The following is a 20,820-nucleotide window of genomic DNA, read 5'->3' as shown; positions in this document are numbered from 1 at the left end:
CGGATATGACGAACGATCCGGTAAATATAACCTTCCGCTTTCACAGCAGCGTGCTCGGGGAAGAAACCACAGAAATTCTGCCGGCCGAAGCCATAAACGGAAAGGGAGGGCAGTATAAAATAAAGCGCATTCCACTGTACGTACTCGGGGTGGCCTGGGGAGATATTGTACGGGCGGAGCACAACGCAGACGGGAACTGTTTCACCTGCCTGGAAATCATTGCCCCCTCCGGTCATTCTACCGTGCAGGTGATGTTAATGCAAACAACAAAAAACGAGGAAGCGCTGCGCGGGCTTTTCCGGGACATGGGCTGCGGCTCTGTATCCGCAGGCAGCGGCTATTTTGTGCTGGACGTTCCCGCAAACCTGGACTACGGGCCTGTAAAACCGAAGCTGGAACAGCTTTCCGGGAACGGCGTGCTGGATTACGCAGAGGCACTGCTGTCTGACAACCACCGTCCCCGCTATTTTGTACTGTGAGATACCCGATTATTTTGCTATTTTAAGACCTGTTCTTTTCACCAGATTCCACGAAAACATCATGAAGCACTTTTTTTACTACGCCGCCGCCACCCTGTTTGTAGCCATTTTTTCGGCCGGTGCGCCCATATCTTTCAAGAAACATGTCATAAGCCATGTATTTGTGTCTGAAGGCGTAGCCGTGGGAGATCTGAACAACGACGGCCAAACAGACATACTGGCCGGCCCCTGGTGGTATGAGGCCCCTACCTGGACGCGCCACCTGCTGCACGCAGACACCACGGATGCCATACGCGGTTACAGCACTACCTTCCTGAATTATTGCATAGACGTGAACAACGACGGCTGGCAGGACCTCATCCGCTTTGATCAGCCCGGCGCGGCCTGTACATGGTATGAAAACCCCCAAACAACGGGCAAGCCCTGGCGGCAGCACATCATCCTGAAAACGGCCGGCAATGAAACGCCGCTGTTTGTAGATGTAGACGGAGACGGCAGAAACGATATTATCTGCAACGATACGGAAGCCCGTCAGGTGGTATGGCTGAAATCCCCGTCCGGCAAAGGCAATACACAATGGCAGCACTACGTGATCAGCACAGATAGCCTCCGCGGCACGCACAGGTATACACACGGCCTGGGCTGGGGAGACCTGAATAAAGACGGTAGAAAAGATGTGATCATCAAAAGCGGCTGGTGGGAATGCCCCGCGGATGTAACCCGTTCCAACTGGACATTTCACGCCGCCAACCTCGGGCAAGACTGCGCCAACATGGTAGTGCTTGATGCCAACCGTGACGGAGAGGCAGACATTATCAGTTCTTCCGCCCACAATTACGGCATCTGGTGGCATGAGCAACGTAACGGCCAATGGACAACGCATGAGATCAGCAAACAGTTTTCCCAAACCCATGCCCTGGCGCTGGAAGACCTTGACGGAGACGGCCACCAGGACATCATTACCGGCAAGCGCTATTACGCGCACAACGGCAAAGACCCCGGCGCGCATGAGCCCGCCATGCTGTACTGGTTCGCCTTCAAGCCAGGTAAAACACCCACCTGGACGGCGCATGAAATAGACAACAATTCAGGCGTAGGCAACAACTTTGTAGTGCAGGACATGAATAAAGACGGGCTGAAAGACATTGTAGTGTCCAACAAAAAGGGTGTTTTCTTCTTTGAGCAGGTAAAACGTTAGTACGGGTACCTGAAAAAATCACAAGCATCCTCGTCGCATAGCAGCGCCTTGTACTCCGGGTGCTGCAGCACTTCCGTGTAGTCCATCCATTGCCCGTTCACTTTTATTTTCCGGTATACCAGGCGTATACCATGGCTGTAATCAACATACCAGTCAACATGCCCGGTGTATAATGGCTGAATGGGTTTCCCGTCCGGTTGGTGCCATCCGTAAATGGCCACCCTGTTGGGCCTGCTGTCTCGCGCCACCTTTTCACTGATCACCACATCCTTCTTGATACCTCCAATCAGGCCTGCTCTCCCTTTACGCTGGCCTTCAATGATCAAGTGATGATGCCAGAAGATAATAGCACTGTCACGAAAGCCATACAGCGGCACAGGTTCCAGTTTTACATTGGCCTGCCGGTAAATATCGTCCACCATTTTACGCGTGGGCAAAAAGCATTGCAGGCTGTCTGCAATACGCTGGCCGGTAATTGGCGTAAGCGGCACCCGCGCAAAATCATTGTTGCTGCCAATAGACAGGTAGTCCGGCGCCACAAAAAAAGTAGCGGAGATCTTTTTACCGCCGCCGGTAGTGATGGAAGTATGCACAGGTACAAACTTCCTGAGAAAACCCGGCACGTTGCCGGAAAGTATTTCCCGCATGGCCAGCGGTTCCCGCGTATGCCATTTCATGGAATCCACCACTTTGTAAAAACCGTTGCCGGTAACGGCGTTGTCCGGGCGGGGCGGCAATTGCAAGCGATAAGCCGTACCGCAGGATGCGGTCAGCATGCAGAGCAATGCCAGCGTTGGTACTTTCAGGAAGTTGAGCATCAGTTACAAAATTAACAGGAAAGTATCACTTTGTACCGGTATAATACCGATAGTTCCATTCTACTTTAGGCTGAAGCTCAGGTAATACGTTGGAGGGCGCCGGAAAGCCAGGCGGGCAATAAACCGGCCCTTCCTTACGTTAAACTTCCAGAGTCATAACCATATCATGTTAGCATGCGTTTCCCCCTGCAGATAGTGACCGCTTTTTGTTTGATACTGCTGCTGTATAGCTGTTCCGGGTTCAGGGGCGCCTTTCAGCGGAAGGAACGTATATACCAGCCCCCGCGGCTGGGTGCTGAGTACCGCTTTGAAGAAGGCCTCCGGAAGCAAAAAAACCCACAGCACCTGTTCAGCAAAAAAGAAAGGAAGGGAATGGAAAAAATGGGCACTCTCACCCGGCAGGAGCGCGATGCCCCGAATACCCGTATCACTTCCATGCAGGCAGACAGCATCCTCACCGGTAAAACCAGGGATACCACCCAAACCATACATACAGACAGCACCCAAACCATGCCCGCAGACACTGCCCTGCCCCGCCCCGCAGATACCACCGTACAGCGATCAGACGAATAAGACAAAAATGTAATAATCACCTTCTTTTTTACCCGGATACTCCCTTCCCCTTTTTTGATTGTCTATCATTAAACGGCCATATTCCGCGTTGCCGCTTCCATAGCTGAAAAGTGGCGGGCCGCCTTTTGCTTGTTGAAAAAATTCCCAAGTAACCAGGTTTTTGTATCACCTATTCATAAAATCAAAACAATTTGTTATGAGCCCGAAAATGAATACCTCTGCTGTCTCAAAAGCAACATTTTTTTTCTTCCTCTCAGGAGCCCTGTTAACTTGTCTTGCAGCCGGCTGCTACAAAATGGGAACTTCAATTGCTACAGATGAACTGTCAGCCATTAGTAGCGGCAATCAAACGCTGGCGCTGCCGGAAATATATGTGAACGATGTAGGGGCCAACGGTACCGATGCCCTTAACGACACCTGGGCGTTCCAGAAAGCCATTGACTCCATGGCAGGCCTGGGAGGGGGCGTAGTGCGGGTGCGGACAGGCAGCTATTACATTGACGCAGACACCGCCATCAATATGAAAAACAATGTGACCTTATACATGTATGATACCACGCGCAGGTTAATAGTAAGGCCCACAGCTAGCAGTCGTAATCATGCCATTTTAGTGGCATTTGCAGATAACGTGAACATATTCGGCGGCAAAATAGTAGGAGACCGTGACCAGCATACAGGCACCACGGGAGAATGGGGCATGGGGATTGCCATATACGGCAGCACGAACGTTAAGGTCAACCGCACACACATCTCCAACTGCTGGGGAGACGGCATAGTAGTGGGAGGCCGTACAACAGATGGCGGCGCCCGGATCGTGAGCCGCGATGTGATCGTAAAAAGAGTGACCAGCACCAACAACCGGCGGCAGGCCCTGACCATTGGAGGCGTGAACGGGTTGGAAGTAGACAGTTGTATATTCACTTACACGAATGGAACAAAACCACAGGATGGGATTGACATTGAGCCAGACGCGGATACCGCGCAAAATGTATATATCACGAACTGTGAATTGGCATATAACGTAGGAAATGGGATAGAGATGAATGCCAAAACCGAAACTACCGCCAAAATAAGGAACATATTCGTGACCAATAACTATATGCATCACAATGCGTATGGCGCTTACATCCTCCATGTCCAGCATTCCACCATCAATTTTAACCGGATGGTAGACAACATTGTTCGTGACAGGATATATGCCAAGGATACGTCCAATTGCATCTTTGTTCCAAATACTTATAATTAATTGACGCTTTGCTGGCCAGGCGGGACTTTTTGTGCTGTCCTGGCCATACTTTTCTGCAGATAATTGCCCTGAAAACAGTAAATTCCCTTTGTAAACGCCTGCTATCTAATATCAAAATGACGGATTATGCCCCGGTTATCAGTTTGTGGTATTCAATTCTCATTTCTGGTAAAAACAAATTACCTGGCACTGCTCTGCCTGCTGTTATCCCTCACTATGGCCGCGCAGCCTATCTCCTTTACCGTGTCTATGGACAACCCCGCGGCACATTACTTCCGCGTGGTCATGCAATGCCATAACCTGGCAGGGAAGACCATAGACCTTAAAATGCCCGTATGGACCCCGGGCTATTACCAGCGGCTCAATTTTGCCCGCAACCTGGATAGTTTTGCCGTAACCGGCGAAAACGGCCGCGCGCTTGCATGGGAAAAAACGGACGATAACACCTGGCGGGTTCACAGCAATGATGCCGCTACCCTTACTGTTGCCTATATCATCAACACAAGGCGGGCCTTTGTAGCAACTCCCTTCCTGGACAGTACCCGCGGCTACATTTCACCCGCAGGTGTTTTCCTGCATCCGGCGGGCCAATTGCATCAACCCGTTCAGGTGATCATCCAACCTTTTCGGGCATGGAAAAACGTGGCTACAGGGCTTGATACCGTTGCAGGCAAACCATTCACCTATGCCGCATCAGACTACGATATGCTCTATGATTGCCCCATCTTGACCGGCAACCTCGAGGAGCTGCCGCCTTTCACGGTATCCGGCATTCCGCACCGGTTCATCGCGTACAACCCCGGTAATTTTGACAAGGCGCAGTTTACGAATGACCTGAAGAAGATCGTGAAAACAGCCTCCGCCATCATCGGGCATATTCCTTACAAACAGTACACATTTATAGCCATTGGCCCCGGCGCCGGTGGCATTGAACATGCCAATTCCACCACCATCAGCTTCAACGGAGCGGCCCTGCATTCCCCCGAAGGAAGGTTGCGCCTGCTAAATTTTATTGCACATGAATATTTTCATCACTATAACGTAAAACGTATACGCCCCATAGAATTGGGGCCATTTGACTATGATAATGGCAACAGAACAAAAATGCTGTGGGTTTCAGAAGGGTTGACGGTCTATTATGAATACCTCATTCTGAAGCGTGCCGGCATTGCAGCAGAAGAAGATCTCTTCAGGAACATCCGGTCGAATATCACCGCCTTTGAAACCAAAACCGGTAAATTACACCAGTCCCTGGCGGAAGCCAGCTACGAAACCTGGCGCGATGGCCCCTTTGGCCGCACCGGAGACAGTGTGAACAAAACCATCTCCTATTACGACAAAGGCCCTGTTGTAGGGATGCTGTTCGATTTTGCCATACGTCATGAAACAAACAACCAAAAGTCCCTGGACGACGTAATGCGACGGCTGTACCGGGAGTTTTACCAGCAGAAGAAAAGAGGGTTTACTGAAGAGGAGCTGCGGGAAGTTGTTGAAAGCACTGCCGGTACCAAGCTGGATGAACTGTTTGAATACATCTACACCACCAGAGAAATCAATTACCGGAAATACCTTGCATATGCCGGTCTGGCAATGGATTCCGGCTATCAACTAACCCGCATGCAACACCCTGATGCGTTACAGGCTTCTATTTTGAAAACCTGGCTGGGAGAAAAATAGCGCAGGCATCCTATGCCCGTTCCCCCATTTCGTTAATCCGGAATCCATATTCGTTAAACTTGCTACGGATACCCCATTCTTCCGCCCCATCTTTGCCTCCGAACCTCAAAAACACTTAAAAAAATGAAAACTTTACTTAAAACCGCAGGCCTCTTCCTGGCGCTTACAGGCACCCTGCTCACAGCTTGTGAAAAACCTGATGATTTTGTTAACAAAGGATTTGACGTTGCCCTCTTCTCCAAGAACCTCAAAGAAAGCTTCGAAGGCAAAACCGTAGGTTTCTCTTTCGCCATTGCGCAAGATGGAAAGATCGTAAAGTATGACAAAGGAGGGCTTGCCAGAAAAGATATTGACATGCCTGAAACAGACTACCTGGTAACTACCCGGCAGGCAACCGGCAGCTGTACCAAAACTATCTCAGCGCTGGCCCTGTTAAGGGTGTTGGAAGCGAAAGGGCTGGATGAAAATGCTTTCGTGGCAGACCTGCTGCCAACTATTTGGACCGTTAACCCGGCCAACAAAAAGATCAGGGTCTCCCATCTGCTGGCGCACAAGTCTGGCCTTACTTTTTTTGGCAACAGCTACGGTGATTTGGTCCAGACTATGCAAACCGCAACCACGGGCTTTGGCGACAATCAGGCGTTTTATGACTATGATAATGTGAACTACCTGTTGTGCCGCGTATTGATTCCCTGTGTTGTAAAGGGGAAAGATTCCTTTTCATGGTTGCCTGGATTGGCTGCCGGCGAAACGGCGCAGACCTACCGCACTTACATCCGCGAAGAGATATTCAAAACATCAGGATTGCCGAACTATGCTAAAATAGACATTGGCCCCTGGAACGATGCAGGCCCCATTACGCAAAAGAGCCCTGACCGCACCATGACGCTTTACTACAACTATTCCCAGCCCACATTGAACGGCATGATGAAATACACCTCATACCTGGAGGCCGGCGCTGGCGGATGGTACATGAATACGCCGGAAATGGCGCAGGTGCTGCTGTCTGCGGAAGCTGGCAAACTGGTATCCAAAGCAATGCTGAAACGCATGAAAGATAAATTGATGGGCTTTGACAACAAGATTGTTGGGAAGCACGGAGAATATTACTGGAAGAACGGGCTATGGGCAGATGAGCAGGACCGTGGCATCTACACCGTTATTATGCATTTCCCCAATAATGTACAGGTGGCCTGGCATACCAACGCCCGGAAAACGGTTATCGGCGACCCGGAGACTGTGATCAAGAATGCGTATGACGCTGCGTGGAGGTAATTAGTCCCTCCTCCAATTGAAATAGTTTAAATGAATATCCCCGGGCATAACGCACGGGGATATTTATTCAACATAGATATACGGATATATCAACGGCCTGGAGGCAGCGGCCAGTCTTGATTTTGCATCAGTTTGAGATTCTTGGTAAGTTCGGAACCGGGGATGGGGAACCAGTACATTCTTTTATCAAACCTGAGCGGTCGCGGGTCGCGTTCCGGATAATCATAGGTAAAGGTACTGCCGGTTTGGGTGATGTATACACTGTGATGTTTTACATTGTTCAGCTTCTCGTGCGCCACTCCCCAGCGTTTGAGGTCCCAGTACCGCTTTTGCTCAACGAGGCAGAACTCTACGTAACGTTCGTTCCTGATCAGGCTGCGCATCTGGTCTTTTGTAAGACTACCGGGCGTTAGCACTGTAGTGATACCTGCCCTGGTCCTTACCTTGTTTACGGCATCGTACACCGACTGGTCCGGCACGGCCATGTATTCATTGGCTGCTTCCGCGTAGTTAAGCAGCACCTCCGCATATCTTATTTCAAGCCATGGCTGGTCTGAGCCGGCGCGGTAAGAGTAATTGATGTTTTGGGTATCGAGCGCTTTTAATGTATAGTATCCTGTGAGGGTGTTGCCTGCATCCATATTCCCGTAATCACGGCCACCCTCGAAAGTTTCAAGTGCGATCTGGGTGAGTACGCCTCCTTTGTTCCCCCAGGTTTTGGCGCCGTTATAACCGATGGCGGCATAAAAACGATCATCCCGGCCGGTGTAGGGATCGCTTGCCGTGTAACCGGAGCCGGATTCCCCGATCAGCCTTCCATTTTTCATGGGGAAAGCGTCTACCAGCTCCTGTAACGGGAAACGTTGCCCACCGTCTCCGGCGCCGAGATAAGGCGGCTTCACCAGCGCATCCAGGCCATGGGACTTGAATCCTTTTTTGTACTGCACCTCAAATATGGCCTCTTTATTATTGGCGGATTTGTCCAGCCAGAGCGCTTTCAGATCGGGATTGAGGTCATACGCCCCCAGCGCTATTACTGCCTGGCTGGCATCTGCCGCGGCTTTCCAGCGTTCGGCCGCTCCAGCGCCCTGCGTATTGGAATTGATGGTCTCCACATCTTTGTACAGGGCGTTATCATCTGTGGTAAGATATTGCGGACTTGCCCAATACAATGCCACTCTTCCTTTCAAAGCCATTGCCGCGCCTTTGCTTACCCTTCCCCGCGGCGCATCCGGCGGCAGCTCTGTGGCAGCCTGGTCCAGTTCTTCAATGATGAACTTAAAACAATCGTTCAGGCTGTTCCGCGGAACGCTCAAGTCGTCTGTAATATGCTGTACTTTGGTAATGACCGGCACACCGCCGTAACGCTGTACCATTTCAAAGTAAAGAAAGGCTCTCATGAACCGGGCCTCCCCTTTGTAACGGGTTTTAGTGGCGTCGTCCATCTGCGCGGCATCGATGTTGGCCAGGAAGTCGTTGATCCTCACCACTTCCTCGTATTTCCAGTAAGCGGTGTAACCGCCAACATCTCCGTCCATCCACTGATCATAGATGTGATTATTGGGCTCATTGCCGGTCCAGTTGCTACGGGAGTCGTCGGCTATGTTGTCGTAAAAGTTATAATTCCAGCCTGGCCGGTCGCCGTAGATCGTATTCAGGTACAAGCCAATGAGCTTGGGGTCTTTCCACAGGTCTATTGATGTGATGGCATCCGGATTGTTCTGGTCCAGCAGATTCTTGTCGCATGCGCTGAAAAGCATGGATGCACAGGCCAGGAGCAATATATTCAGTGATATACGTTTCATAAAAACAGTCTTTAGAATGAAAAATTAAGGCCCAATGAAAGGTTGCGTTGCTGCGGATAAGATCTGCCTGTACCGTCACCCAGTTCAGGATCAAACTCCTTAAATGGGCTCCAGGTAAGCAGATTGGCACCGGCAGCATATACCCTAAGTTTCATGCCGCGCTTTCTCATCCACGGAAGCGTGCTTAAAGAATAGCCGATGTTTACCGATTTCAGCCTCAGGTAAGCACCATCCCTCATCCAGAAAGTAGAACTGCGCGAGTTGTTGTTGCTGTAATCTATCGTTGGCCTGGGATATTTTGCGTCCGGGTTTTCCGGCGTCCAGTAATCTTTAAGATAAGCAAAACTATTGTTTATTTCCGCTCTGAAAAATACCATTGCTTCTTCGCCCAGCATAATGGTCCGTTTGCCTGCTCCCTGTAAGAAAATGTTGGCATCAAAGTTTTTCCAGCGCAGCTCCGAAGAAAAGCCGAACACCATCAGCGGCGCGCCGGAATTATCGCTGATCTGCATCTGGTCCGCTTCAGTCACTTCACCGTCGCCGCTGATATCCGCATACCTGATATCGCCCACGCTGGGTTTGGAACCAAACTGGTTTACCCAGTCATCTACCTCCTTCTGGCTCTGGAACAGGCCCATGTCTACATATCCCACCATGGCGTTCAGCGGGCGGCCCAGGCTGTTCTGATAATCGGCAATACCTTCGGGAACATCCAGTTTGGTGAGCTTGTTGGTGGCGTATGAAAAATTGAGCCGGAAATTGTACCCGAAGGAATTGATATTTCCACGGTATGAAAGCGTTACCTCCACGCCCTTGCTTTTCATTTCGGCATAGTTCTCATCCGGCAGCCTGCGGCCGAATGTAGCGGGGGTTGACAAGATGCGCGGCCGAAGCATATCCCTGGTGGTCCGGAAAAAATAATCCGCCTCTATGCCCAGGTGATTATTGAAGAGCGTTGCATCCAGGCCTATATTTTTTGAGACCAGTTTTTCCCAGGTAAGGTTATAATTAGGGAAAACGCCGGAAACAAGGTTGATCTGCGATTCGTTCTCTATCACCGGCGGAAAGAAATCCGGCCAGATGTTAGGATATTTTCCCTGCATGTAGTTATAGGAATCCATAAACTGGAATGAAGATATCTTGTCATTCCCCGTTTCGCCCACGGAAGCGCGGATCTTCAGGTTATCGATAAAATCGAAGGCTTTTGTTTCCTTAAAGAAAGATTCTTCCGATATTCTCCAGCCAGCCGACACCGCGGGGAACAACCCCCATCTCTGGGATTGGGCAAACCGGTAAGAGCCGTCTCTCCTGGCAGCTGCCTCCAGCAGGTACCTGTTGTCATAGCCATAGTTCAGTATCCCTACAAAAGACCTTCGCGCGTCGCCAATGGTGGAGGTGCCGGAAAGGGTCTGCTCCAGCGGGCCGCTGGCGTTCAATTCATCTTTTATGGAAGACACGAAATCTCGCTTCAGTCCGCCCATTATGAAACCTTTATTTTCAAGCTGTTCGTACAATGCAATTACCGAAACGTTATGTTTGCCGAATTGCCGCGCATAGTTCAACGACGCATTTAAAGTAAGCTGGTTGGCTTCGCTCATATTCTGGTCCAGCTGCGTTTTATTCAGGTTGTTGACGTTGATCAGGCTTGCCTCGCCGTTGTCTTTATATACCATGTAAGGCGTGTTGAAAACTTTATGCAAGGTGGAATTTCTGATGATGGAAACCGTGCCTTTCAGGCTGAGGCCTGTTGTGAGAACATCCAGTTTTTGTTCGGCGTTGAGCGTAGCGCCAAATGTTTCAATGCGGTTCCTGTCGTAGCCCGTCTCGCTGGTTTCAGCCACAGGGTTAGGCTGGCCGTTGATGTAGTTAAACTGTCCGGAAGAGTTGTATGGGTTATAGATCGGGGCGGCTTGTATGGCGTGCATAAAGATCGGGTAAGCGTCCAGGCCTGCGGCGTTGGTATTGGCCCTGCTCGCATCTATGCTTAGCCCTACTTTCAGCGTGCTGCTGATGCGCGCGTCTACATTGCTTCGAAGGTTATATCTTTGATAATTATACTGATCCCACATACCTTTCTGGTCCGTATACCCCAAAGACGCAAAGTAGCTCACGGCTTCCGTGCCGCCGTTTACAGATATGTTGTGCTGGCTCAACATGCTGTTGCCTTTAAAGGTTTCCTTAAACCAGTCTGTACTGTTTGTCCTGAAGCTTTCCAGCTGCTCCGCTGTAAAAAATTTGCTTGCCTGCGATGGATTGGTGGGGTCAAACCCTCCGTTCAGCTGCGCTTGGTTGCGTGTAACGCCATACTCGTAGGCAGTCATCATATCCGGGTATTTGGTAGGCCTTTCAATACCGGTGGAAGCGTTGTAGGTGATAGACGGTTTACCGATCTGCCCACGTTTGGTGGTTATCAGTATCACGCCGCCAACCGCCCTGGCGCCGTATACGGCCGTGGCCGATGCGTCTTTCAGAATGGAAATGGTGGCTACATCGTTCGCGTCTATATTACCAAAATCTTCCCTTACCACACCGTCAACAAGGATCAATGGTCCCGGTTCATTCACAGAGCTTCTGCCCCGTATCTGTATCCAGGCGCCGATACCCGGCCGGCCGGATTGTGTGGTGGCCAGCACGCCGGTAACGCGCCCCGCCAATGCGTTCGTTATGTTGGCGGTAGCGGTCTGTTTCAGCTCCTCTCCCGAAACGGTAGCAATAGCGCTGGTAAGGTTTGCCCGCGTTTGCGAAGTATATCCTTTGATAACTACTTCATCCAGCCCGCGGACCTCTTCGGTCATGGTAACATCTACCCTTTCCCGGCTATTTACGGGTATCCGCTGGGTTTTATAACCCACAATGGAAAACACCAGTACGCCGTTGGCGGGAATAGTAATGGTGTAGTTACCGTTTTCATCCGTAATGGTATGTTTATTGGAACCTTCTATCAATACTGTAACGCCTGGCACCCGCCCTGATTTATCGGTGACCGTGCCTTTCACGGCAATATCTGCCACCGTTGCGGCGGCTGCCGGAAGCACTTCCCCTGCGCCCGCAAGCGCCTGGCTATAGCCAGCCATAACAAGAAGGAAAAATATAAATGCGGCTAATCTGTTTTTCATAATTGTTTTTTGATGAATGCGAAAAATGTTTTACCGGGTTGGTTAAGGATTGATCCAAAGCTCTGCATCATCTGCCTGGAAATTCGGGCTCCAGTTATCTCCTACATCATTCGGCCTGTCCATCATAAAACCGATCCTGGCCGTTCCGCCCACTACGTTAAAGTCAATGCTTAGCTGGGTATACCCGTTGTTACTGCCTACAGCTTTTTTCACCTCCGCTCCGCCGCCGTTGGCAATCAGGTACATGCCTTCCATATCGGTAGAGCTGATCCATACTTTAAACGTGTATTTGCCATCTTCCAGCCCTGTGATCTGCTGGGTAACGGAGCCTACATAAGCCAGCTCATACTTGTGGCCGTTCCCTGCATCTGCAGACGGCGTCCAGAAAAGCAGGCAACGGGTGCCTGACTTCGGGCTTTCCGCAATAAAAAAACCGCCCCATCCCGGGCTGCCGGGATAACTTACCTTTACAGGTTCCCAGCCTGTAACCACATAGCTGTCTTTGGGGTCCATTTCAAAACCCGGATTAGCAATCGTGATCATTTCCGGCGCCGTTAGTTTGGGCGCCCTGATGCTGATCGTTCTTGTGTTCTCATTACCCGTAATGCTTTTAGCGGTCAGCACCACATTATATCTGCCATTCGCCGCATACAGGTGCTCCGGTGATTCTTCCGTGGAAACAGGGCTCCCGTCGCCAAAATCCCAGGTAAAGGATATGCCGTTCACGGATTGATTGGTGAACTTTATTTTCAGCGGGTTTGCCGGGTCTTCCGCATAGGAGAAATTGATCTGCGGAATAATGTCTACCGGCTTGGTAGTGACGATCTGTTCTTTGGTAGACTCAATGCCGGTAATACTTGTTACCTTCAATGTGATCATATAGTCACCGGGAGCGGCGTAAGTATACGTGGGGTCCGCCTCGTTGGAAACGGGGCTGCCGTCGCCAAAATCCCAGGTGACACTTTTAGCGTTCTTCGATTTGTTTGCCACCTTCACCGTGAGGTTGTTGGGAGCCTGAATAGTGGCCGTAAAATCCGCAACGGCAACCACCCGCGTAAAAGGAGCAACATCTATCCCCCGGGTGCAGGATTCCAATACTCCCGTAACAAGCAAAAGCAGGGATATTGCAGTAAAGATCTTTTTCATACTGTTGTTATTTAGGTAAGTGGTGATCGGTCACCGTTTATTTTTTTTCGTAAAACAATCGCCATTCAGATAGCTGCGTGGCCTGATCCCCATTGTTGGACGTAATTTGAAGCCGGTAGTAAGCGTATGGCGTTGTATTCTCAAAGGAGTATACTTTTGTTTGCATCCTTTCTTCAAAGCGTTCTTTGGCCTGGCTATCCAGCTTTACCCACTTTTTACCATCCGCGGACCCAAGCAGCTTCCAGTTCCTGGGGTCTCTTTCGGGCACATCGTTTGCAGACGACAAAGCATACTGGTTTACGATGGCCGGTTCGGGCAACTGGTACTGCATCCACAGATTGCTGGAGAAGCCATAACAATACTTGGTGTTCTTATCATTGTCGAACAGCTTGTCTATATCTTCTTCCGTTTTTTCCGGAACAAACTGAGCCTTTTTTATGCCGCCTTTACCGGTAATGTCTGTTACCTGCGCTAGCAATGAGTTGGTAAAAAGGGAACACAGGATGATCCCTGGTACGTAGAACAATTTCTTTTTCATAACTGGTGCGAATTAATATTTGGTTGTTTAACATGTCTGATTAAAAAAGTATGCGCAATAGATGGCCAGGCGCAGACCACATGATGATCTGCACTGGTAAAATGATCCTGAATTTTAGTGTATTGTTGCCGGCGTTTCCGTGCCGCCTAAAATGAAAACCCTGCGCCCACCGTTAAATTTTTCATTTGCGGATAATAATATCCCATCCCGTTCTCCGCTTCCGGATCAAACTCCTTCAAAGGGCTCCAGGTAAAGAGGTTTGCTCCGGCAACGTATGCACGCAGCTTCCTGTTATTTTTCTTCAGCCAGTTCCAATTGAATGTATAGCCGATATTGATCGTTTTTAATCTTAGGTACGATGCGTCCCTCAGCCAGAAAGTGGAGTGCCGGTTATTGTTAAAACTGGCGTCTATAGTGGCGCGCGGGTACTTTGCATCCTGGTTTTCAGGCGTCCATGCGTTCATCAGGTATGCAAATGAATTGTATTTACCGCCGCGGAAAAGCGTGATCGCTTCCATGCTCAGCATCAATGACCGCCTGGCCGCGCCCTGGAATAAAAAATCCATGTCAAAATTTTTCCATCGCAGACCGCCTGAAATGCCATAAGTGAGCTGGGGCAGTACATCATATGGGCTGATCACATCCTGGTCCTGGTCCGTGATCTGGCCATCACCGTTCACATCCTCATACCGGATATCTCCCGGCGCCTGCTTCTGGCCAAATTGCATTCCGCCATACCATTTCTCCACTTCCGCCTCCGACTGGAAAATACCTGCCGCCCGGTAACCTATCTGAAAGCCTATTGGCCTGCCCAGCCGTTTTTCCCAGGAAGGGCCATTTACCGGATCGTCTATCCTTGTAATTTCATTGGTGGCAAAAGTGCCCTGTACGCCCAGATTGTACTGCAGTGCCCGTGTCTGGCCGTTATAATGCAATACCAGCTCCCATCCGTTGCTTTTCATTTCCGCATAGTTCTCCTTGGGCAGTCTTCTGCCAAATGTTGCCGGAACGGAACGCGCCCTGTCCCACAACATATTGATGGTTGTGCGGAAATAATAATCGAAATTCAGCTCCAGCCTGCCCTTGAGCACTGTAGCGTCTACCCCTATATTGGCCGTACGCAGCTTTTCCCAGGTGATATTCCGGTTGGCGTATACACCGTTGTATAATACGATGGCAGGCTCATTATCCAGCACTGGCGCATAGAACGGCGGGAAACTTCCGGGTACCTGCCCCTGTGAAAAAAAGTATTCATCGAGGTACTGGAACGCGCCAACATTATCATTGCCGGTAATACCCGCAGAGGTTCTCAACTTCAGATCACTGAAAAAACCGGCATTGCGTAAAAATGGCTCTTCGGATAAACGCCATCCCGCCGAAACAGAAGGAAAAAGCCCCCATCTTTTACCGGGAGGGAAACGGTAAGAACCATCGTAACGTACAGTAGCGTTTACCAGGTACCGGTTGTTATACGTAAAATTCACGATGCCTACCAGAGAGCGCCTGGCATCATCGATGGCCGATCTTCCATCTATGGTTTGCTGATCCGGGCCGCTGGCAAAAAAATAATCTTGCCAGTTGGTAGGGAACTGCCGCCGGCTGGCGTTAAAGTAATCGCTGTTCTGCCCGATCTGCTCATATAAGGCAAGCCCGCTGATCTCGCTCTTCCCGGCTGTTTTAGCATAATTCAGCGAGATGTTGTATGTGTTGTTGATAAACTGCCGCGACTCCTCGAACAAAGAGGTACTCACCTGGTCACCAATGCCGATGGACCGTACACCGGTGACATTCCCCTGGCTGTCTTCGCGGTACAACAGGTAAGGCGTTCTCCACCACTTCTGAAAATACTGCCGTCTTACCACGGCCGCGGTGCCTTTTACCGACAATCCTTTTGTAATGAAAGGCAGCTGCTGCTCAAAGAATATCGTTCCCTGAAACACTTCATCGCGCTGTATATTCTTTCCGCTTTCTTTGATATCCGCCAGGGGATGAGGGATCATGGCGTCATAAAATCTTCCGCTGACCGTATATGCGGGGATGGTGGGCGGTGATTGAACGGTATGTTCAAAAATATTGTACGCATCCAGACCAGCAGCGCGGGTGGTGCTGCGCCTTGCTTCCAGGTTGAGCCCAGCGGTGAGCGTTGCGTTGATGCGCACATCTACATTAGATCGCAGGTTGATGCGCCTGAAATTGTAGGAATCCCATAATCCCTGCTGGTACGCGGTTCCCAGCATACCAAAATACCGGATATTTTCAGCGCCGCCCCTGATGGAAATATTCTGCTGTGATAAAGCGCCTTTCTCTGAAAAAACGGTCTTCCACCAGTCGGTACCTGCTTTGCCGGATTTAAAATCTTCCAGCTGCTGCACGGAATAGAACCTGCTGGCATGAACAGGGTTATCGGGATCGTAGCCGGCATTCAGGCTGGCCTGGTTCCACAAAGCAGCATACTCATATGCATTCATCAGGCGCGGATATTGCGTAGGGCTCTCGGTGCCGGCGGAACCGTTCCAGGTAACTGCCGGCTTACCCGCCGTTCCCCGTTTTGTAGTGATCAGCACCACGCCTCCCGCCGCTCTGGCGCCATATACTGCCGCAGCGGCCGCATCTTTCAATACCGAGACCGTTTCCACCTCATACGGATTGATGTTGCCATATTCGTCGTTCCGCACAATCCCGTCTATCACCACCAGCGGGCCCGGCTCATTGAGCGACACCTTCCCCCTGATCCTGAAATATGCGCCAATGCCCGGCCGGCCGCTTGTAGTGGTAGCAAGTACGCCCGGCACTCTTCCCGCAAAGGCGTTGGAGATATTTAAAGTTGGTGCTTTTTGTATTTCCGTGCCCGGTACAGTGGTGATAGCGCTGATAATATTCCTTTTCTTCTGCACACTATAACCCACTACCACTACCTGGTCGAGAGATCTTGTATCGTTTTTGAGGGAGATATAAAAAGGAGCCGGTCGTTTTTCCTTTAGCTCCACTTCCTGCGCAACATAGCCTATCATGCGCACCTGCAACCGGGCAGGCAGCGTTACCTGTTCCAGTACGAACGACCCTGTTGTATCCGTTGTGGCGCCGCGGCCGGTGTTCTTTACAATGATCGTTGCGCCCGGTAACGGCGTTCCCTCTTCGTTAAAAACCCTGCCGCGTATGGTGCAGCTGCTGTCTGTTCTATTTTTTCTCTGTAGTATGGCAATACTGTTCTGGTTCACTTTGTAAACGAGCGAGGTATTGTTCAGCAGCAGATCGAGCGTTTCTTCCACGGAACGTGTACCAGCGGGAAGGTTCCAGTATTGGTACGGGCTTACAAGCGCGTCCACATACGCAAACCTGAAACCGGTCTGCTGTTCTATCTGCTGAAAACCTGCTACCAGCGGCTCGTTCTTTAAGCTGATCGTAACCATTGTACTTTTCATATTTTGACCATTCACAGGCATCGCCAATAAAAAATTGACGAAAAAAAAGAGTAATACAGGTAATAGAGGACCGAGGCGCATTAGATACACATTTTCAGGAGACATCCTGGCGGAGCACGGCATCGCCATACAACTCCATAATGAATAATTTCATAACTTGGAGAAGTTTTCAAGTACTCGAAACACTTTAAAACGCCGGGCTGCGCTGATCCCAAGTCAGTGTAGCCCCTTTTTTCGGTATATGCTTTATTCTTTTCCTGTACATCCGTTGCCATCCAGCCAGATGGTATCTTTTTCCTTTTGCCACCTGATGTCCGTTACCGAGGTGATCACGTCCAGCACCTGCTCCAGCTTGTTATCGCTCAAAAATGTGCCTGTAAACCTGCAATGGCGCAGCTCACTGTTACGGAACCGGATGGTCACATCATAATGATCGTTAAGAACAGCCACCGCCTCTCCCAGTGTCATGTTCTTGAAGAAAAGGTGCTGTCGCTTCCATGCCGTCACCTGCCGTACATCCACTTCCCGCCGTAAGGCCGTTCCCGATGTTTTGTTCGCAATGATCTGGCCGTTGCGGGTAAGTATGCCCAGCATCTTTTCCTTTCCAGACACTTTCACCTTGCCGCTGGCAACGGTCACAACCACGTCCTGCTCTCCGGGGTAGTTACGGATATTGAACCGGGTGCCCAATACCGTGGTGGCAAACTGCCCGGTATGCACTATAAAAGGCCGCCCGGACTGCTGCTGCACATCAAAATAGGCTTCCCCTGTCAGGTATACATCGCGGCTGTTCCCGGAAAATACAGGCGGATAATCCAGCTTGCTGTTGCTATTCAATATAGCGGTGGTGCCATCCGGCAAACTGATCACCTGGCGCACCGGCGAAGGAGCATGGTCTGCCGCGAGCGGTGGCGCGGCATGCTGCTCCTTGCTGCCCCATTGCCACCAGGCCAGCGCCATACAGGCCAATAGTACCGCCGCTATTTTTAAAGTTCGTATCAGCGGTTTATTGTGCTTTTTGTGATGCAGCCTGTTATAGTCTATCTGCTGCGCAACCGCCCTCTCCCGGATGCTTGCATAGATCTTTTCCTGATCTGCCTTTCCGGATGGTTGACGTTCCGGAGGTATCTTATCCCATAACGCCGTCATTTCCTCGCTGACCAGGTCGTTCTCCGAAAGCTGAGACATCAATTGCCAGAATTCGTCCAATTCGCTTTTGCTGCAATTGTTCTGCAAATACTTTTCGAACAGATATTTTAACCTGATGGGATTGGATGACATAAATATAAGACGGCTAAATAATGAAGGTAGTACTATCCGGTAGCCCGGATTTTTTTTGAGAAAATGTAGATCAGGAGGAAAAGAACACGCCAAGGGCTATAAGCGGTTCAATATCATTGCTTTTGAGGTAATGGCGAATGGATTTAAGGGCTTCTGCCATGCTATTGCGGACGGTATTGCGGGATAAGTTCAGTTGCCGGGCAATCTGTTCATGCGTTAATCCTTTCTCCCTGCTAAGCGTGAAAATAAGACGGCGCTGGGGAGACAACTGAAGAATGGCCTGCTGGAGTATATCCCTCGACTCGCCATCCAGCAGCCGGTGATCGGCACCGCAGGTTTCTTCCGCTTCCATTTCACGGGCAACGATCCTCTTCAGCTGCTCGTCACGACTGGCTATCTTGAAAAAATCCATGGCTTTATTGTAGGCTACCTTTCGCAGGAAGCCGTCCAGATGCTGAATATTGTGCAGCAGTTCCCTGCCGGTCCATAATTTCAGGAAAATATCTATCACGATCTCTTCCGTGATCTCCGGAGACTTGATGATCCGGATCAGGTAATTGTACAACTTTGCCCAATACAGGTCATAAAGTTGCCTGAACGCGCGTTCGTTTCCCTCGGCGATCTGCGACAAGAGGCTTTTTTCGATATCGGCAGCATGGGATGACAAGTGTCTAATTTTGATTGATATGTATCAAAAGTAGCAATTTGGGGAGAAAAACAAGAGAATAAAGGTGACGCCCAAAATATCTGACCTTAAAAAAATTGCTTCCCTAATCACTTGGAAAACTGGTAAACATCAATTGAGTATAGGCTTCAGCGACTTGAACAACAAAAGGAGAATACAGAAAACGCCGTTTCCGGACGGAATTTATTACGATGCGGAAAATCACCAATATCCAACAAATGAAATAAATGAGTTCATCCGTGTATCTGCTGAAAGAGTGATGGTTCCGAGGGAAAAGAAAAAGGGAGTTTCCAACATTTTGCTGAAAATTCCCTTTCTGTAGCGAGATCGGGAGTTGAACCCGAGACCTTTGGGTTATGAATCCAACGCTCTAACCACCTGAGCTACCTCGCCAAAAATCCCGCTTATTTCTAAATCGGGAGTGCAAAGATACAGGCTAAACTTTTAAAAGTCAAAAGTTAAGGCAAAAAAGTTTTCATAGCTCCTGTGGCCATGCATTACGGCTGATAAGGGCCACCGGTTTCGCCCCAGCCCCACCGCGGCATGGGCTCACTTTCATTCACAGGGTTATCGGTGGTTTGTGAGTTGATGACAGCGATGCGGCTCCCCCACTCCAGGTAACCCACCAGTGCAGACCGGAACTCAGGGTCGTCAGGCAGGCCTATCTCGTCAGCACTGTCCAGCAGCAAGCTGATCCATTGGCGGCGTTGCGCTTCGGTGAGCTTTCTGGCCAGGTGATGGCGTACCATGGCGGCATGGCTACCGCCGTCTTCCGTTGTATAAACGGGCGGGCCGCCAAAAACTTCAGCAATAAAATGGGCTACATGCCGGCTGTGGTCCGGGCTCATATGGCGGAAAACGGGTTCCAGCAGATCGTCTTTCAGCACCTTGGCATAAAACACCTCCGTAAGCCGCTCAAAAACAAGCTGGCCGCCTACCCATTCGTATAACGATGGCGTATTTTTCATGCACTGAATGTAAGTAATTTTAAGGCTTTTTGAGCTGGATAAGCTGACAGCCACGCCGATATGTAATAAATTGATAGTCAATACAGCATATCAAAACAGGATATCACCCACCGAGATCTCCAAAGGTTTAAAAAACGAAACAGGGGCAGGTAATATTTGTTTCGTACGAAATTTTTCCTACCTTTAAATTATGAAGCCGAACAAAAAGGAAAATGGTACGGAGCCCACCAAATCTGAACTGGAAATCCTCCAGGTACTATGGCAGCAGGGGCCTGCTACGGTGCGTACGGTAAATGATGTGCTGAACGAGCAGAAAAGGGAAGTACAGTACACCTCCACCCTGAAGCTGATGCAAATAATGGTGGAAAAAGGCTGGTTGAAACGGGACGAAAGCCAGATGAAGCATATTTACAGCGCGGCGGTAGAAGAGCATTCCACCAAAGGCCACTTGCTGGAACGTTTTGTAGACACACTTTATAACGGCTCTGCCAGCAGCCTGATGATGCAGCTGCTGGGAAATAAAAAAACGTCCAAAAAGGAACTGGATGCTATCCGGGAATTGTTGAAGAAGATGGATAAATAATCACTTCAAA

16 protein-coding genes and 1 tRNA gene are annotated in these 20,820 nt (G+C 50.0%); 7 read left to right on the top strand and 10 right to left on the bottom strand.

The annotated features are described in order from the left end of the window. Nucleotides 1-5: 5 nt before the first annotated feature. Both D3A97_RS11800 and D3A97_RS11795 read left to right on the top strand, forming a co-directional pair. Nucleotides 6-479: a DUF4265 domain-containing protein gene (locus D3A97_RS11800; protein ID WP_119078709.1), complete on the top strand. Its 474-nt coding sequence runs from the start codon at nucleotides 6-8 to the stop codon at nucleotides 477-479. A 61-nt stretch (nucleotides 480-540) separates the two neighbouring features. Further along, nucleotides 541-1,677, top strand: a complete 1,137-nt coding sequence (locus D3A97_RS11795) for an FG-GAP repeat domain-containing protein (RefSeq protein WP_119078708.1) — start codon at nucleotides 541-543, stop codon at nucleotides 1,675-1,677. Here the strand turns inward: D3A97_RS11795 and D3A97_RS11790 are convergent. Continuing rightward, the gene (locus tag D3A97_RS11790) at nucleotides 1,674-2,495 is read right to left on the bottom strand and encodes a hypothetical protein (RefSeq protein ID WP_119078707.1); all 822 of its coding nucleotides are present in this window, start codon (nucleotides 2,493-2,495) and stop codon (nucleotides 1,674-1,676) included. The two genes, D3A97_RS11795 and D3A97_RS11790, sit on opposite strands and share 4 nt — an antisense overlap. 174 nt (nucleotides 2,496-2,669) lie before the next feature. Between D3A97_RS11790 and D3A97_RS11785 the strand changes: the two genes are divergently transcribed. The 4 genes from D3A97_RS11785 (at nucleotide 2,670) to D3A97_RS11770 (ending at nucleotide 7,266) form a co-directional block, all read left to right on the top strand. Next, entirely contained in the window at nucleotides 2,670-3,068 is a 399-nt protein-coding gene (locus tag D3A97_RS11785) for a hypothetical protein (RefSeq protein ID WP_157986497.1), read from the top strand. Nucleotides 3,069-3,363: 295 nt separating this feature from the next. After that, nucleotides 3,364-4,314, top strand: coding sequence for a right-handed parallel beta-helix repeat-containing protein (locus D3A97_RS11780; RefSeq protein ID WP_157986496.1), 951 nt, complete (start codon nucleotides 3,364-3,366; stop codon nucleotides 4,312-4,314). A gap of 126 nt (nucleotides 4,315-4,440) precedes the next feature. Then, nucleotides 4,441-5,991: a M61 family metallopeptidase gene (locus tag D3A97_RS11775; protein ID WP_119078704.1), complete on the top strand. Its 1,551-nt coding sequence runs from the start codon at nucleotides 4,441-4,443 to the stop codon at nucleotides 5,989-5,991. Nucleotides 5,992-6,114: 123 nt separating this feature from the next. After that, entirely contained in the window at nucleotides 6,115-7,266 is a 1,152-nt protein-coding gene (locus tag D3A97_RS11770; RefSeq protein WP_119078703.1) for a serine hydrolase domain-containing protein, read from the top strand. A gap of 89 nt (nucleotides 7,267-7,355) precedes the next feature. Here the strand turns inward: D3A97_RS11770 and D3A97_RS11765 are convergent, their stop codons facing one another. The 9 genes from D3A97_RS11765 to D3A97_RS11720 form a co-directional block, all read right to left on the bottom strand. Further along, nucleotides 7,356-9,071: a RagB/SusD family nutrient uptake outer membrane protein gene (locus tag D3A97_RS11765; protein ID WP_119078702.1), complete on the bottom strand. Its 1,716-nt coding sequence runs from the start codon at nucleotides 9,069-9,071 to the stop codon at nucleotides 7,356-7,358. A gap of 11 nt (nucleotides 9,072-9,082) precedes the next feature. After that, on the bottom strand, nucleotides 9,083-12,187 hold the full coding sequence (locus D3A97_RS11760) for a SusC/RagA family TonB-linked outer membrane protein (protein WP_119078701.1): 3,105 nt from the start codon (nucleotides 12,185-12,187) through the stop codon (nucleotides 9,083-9,085). A gap of 42 nt (nucleotides 12,188-12,229) precedes the next feature. Beyond that, a complete protein-coding gene (locus D3A97_RS11755; RefSeq protein ID WP_119078700.1) occupies nucleotides 12,230-13,333 on the bottom strand; it encodes a PKD domain-containing protein in 1,104 nt (367 codons plus the stop codon). A 37-nt stretch (nucleotides 13,334-13,370) separates the two neighbouring features. Then, nucleotides 13,371-13,871 carry a discoidin domain-containing protein gene (locus D3A97_RS11750; protein ID WP_119078699.1) on the bottom strand — a complete coding sequence of 167 codons (501 nt, stop codon included), beginning with the start codon at nucleotides 13,869-13,871 and terminating at the stop codon, nucleotides 13,371-13,373. 146 nt (nucleotides 13,872-14,017) lie between these two features. Further along, a complete protein-coding gene (locus D3A97_RS11745) occupies nucleotides 14,018-17,281 on the bottom strand; it encodes a SusC/RagA family TonB-linked outer membrane protein (RefSeq protein ID WP_157986495.1) in 3,264 nt (1,087 codons plus the stop codon). A gap of 258 nt (nucleotides 17,282-17,539) precedes the next feature. After that, on the bottom strand, nucleotides 17,540-18,481 hold the full coding sequence (locus tag D3A97_RS11740; RefSeq protein WP_198673968.1) for a FecR family protein: 942 nt from the start codon (nucleotides 18,479-18,481) through the stop codon (nucleotides 17,540-17,542). Nucleotides 18,482-18,644: 163 nt separating this feature from the next. Next, complete coding sequence (locus tag D3A97_RS11735; RefSeq protein WP_157986494.1) at nucleotides 18,645-19,241, bottom strand: RNA polymerase sigma factor; 597 nt, start codon at nucleotides 19,239-19,241, stop codon at nucleotides 18,645-18,647. A 337-nt stretch (nucleotides 19,242-19,578) separates the two neighbouring features. Continuing rightward, a tRNA-Met gene (locus D3A97_RS11725) sits at nucleotides 19,579-19,652 on the bottom strand. Nucleotides 19,653-19,756: 104 nt separating this feature from the next. Beyond that, nucleotides 19,757-20,227 (bottom strand): group II truncated hemoglobin, encoded by a 471-nt coding sequence (locus tag D3A97_RS11720; protein ID WP_119078694.1) that lies wholly within the window; start codon nucleotides 20,225-20,227, stop codon nucleotides 19,757-19,759. 190 nt (nucleotides 20,228-20,417) lie between these two features. Here D3A97_RS11720 and D3A97_RS11715 point away from each other — a divergent pair, with 190 nt between their 5' ends. Continuing rightward, nucleotides 20,418-20,810 carry a BlaI/MecI/CopY family transcriptional regulator gene (locus D3A97_RS11715; RefSeq protein WP_119078693.1) on the top strand — a complete coding sequence of 131 codons (393 nt, stop codon included), beginning with the start codon at nucleotides 20,418-20,420 and terminating at the stop codon, nucleotides 20,808-20,810. The last annotated feature ends 10 nt before the right edge of the window (nucleotides 20,811-20,820 follow it).

It is taken from the genome of Chitinophaga alhagiae, assembly GCF_003568665.1.
Classification (GTDB): Bacteria; Bacteroidota; Bacteroidia; order Chitinophagales; family Chitinophagaceae; genus Chitinophaga; species Chitinophaga alhagiae.
This window is presented reverse-complemented; position numbering and strand designations above follow the sequence as displayed.

What these genes read in the sequence shown, in the direction of transcription:
- D3A97_RS11800 (WP_119078709.1), top strand. Translation starts at nt 6, where the DNA reads ATGACGAACGATCCGGTAAATATAACCTTCCGCTTTCACAGCAGCGTG.
- D3A97_RS11785 (WP_157986497.1), top strand. Translation starts at nt 2,670, where the DNA reads ATGCGTTTCCCCCTGCAGATAGTGACCGCTTTTTGTTTGATACTGCTG.
- D3A97_RS11755 (WP_119078700.1), bottom strand. Translation starts at nt 13,333, where the DNA reads ATGAAAAAGATCTTTACTGCAATATCCCTGCTTTTGCTTGTTACGGGA.
- D3A97_RS11715 (WP_119078693.1), top strand. Translation starts at nt 20,418, where the DNA reads ATGAAGCCGAACAAAAAGGAAAATGGTACGGAGCCCACCAAATCTGAA.
- D3A97_RS11760 (WP_119078701.1), bottom strand. Translation starts at nt 12,187, where the DNA reads ATGAAAAACAGATTAGCCGCATTTATATTTTTCCTTCTTGTTATGGCT.
- D3A97_RS11795 (WP_119078708.1), top strand. Translation starts at nt 541, where the DNA reads ATGAAGCACTTTTTTTACTACGCCGCCGCCACCCTGTTTGTAGCCATT.
- D3A97_RS11770 (WP_119078703.1), top strand. Translation starts at nt 6,115, where the DNA reads ATGAAAACTTTACTTAAAACCGCAGGCCTCTTCCTGGCGCTTACAGGC.
- D3A97_RS11765 (WP_119078702.1), bottom strand. Translation starts at nt 9,071, where the DNA reads ATGAAACGTATATCACTGAATATATTGCTCCTGGCCTGTGCATCCATG.
- D3A97_RS11720 (WP_119078694.1), bottom strand. Translation starts at nt 20,227, where the DNA reads ATGAAAAATACGCCATCGTTATACGAATGGGTAGGCGGCCAGCTTGTT.
- D3A97_RS11775 (WP_119078704.1), top strand. Translation starts at nt 4,441, where the DNA reads ATGCCCCGGTTATCAGTTTGTGGTATTCAATTCTCATTTCTGGTAAAA.
- D3A97_RS11750 (WP_119078699.1), bottom strand. Translation starts at nt 13,871, where the DNA reads ATGAAAAAGAAATTGTTCTACGTACCAGGGATCATCCTGTGTTCCCTT.
- D3A97_RS11745 (WP_157986495.1), bottom strand. Translation starts at nt 17,281, where the DNA reads ATGGTTACGATCAGCTTAAAGAACGAGCCGCTGGTAGCAGGTTTTCAG.
- D3A97_RS11790 (WP_119078707.1), bottom strand. Translation starts at nt 2,495, where the DNA reads ATGCTCAACTTCCTGAAAGTACCAACGCTGGCATTGCTCTGCATGCTG.
- D3A97_RS11740 (WP_198673968.1), bottom strand. Translation starts at nt 18,481, where the DNA reads ATGTCTCAGCTTTCGGAGAACGACCTGGTCAGCGAGGAAATGACGGCG.
- D3A97_RS11780 (WP_157986496.1), top strand. Translation starts at nt 3,364, where the DNA reads ATGGGAACTTCAATTGCTACAGATGAACTGTCAGCCATTAGTAGCGGC.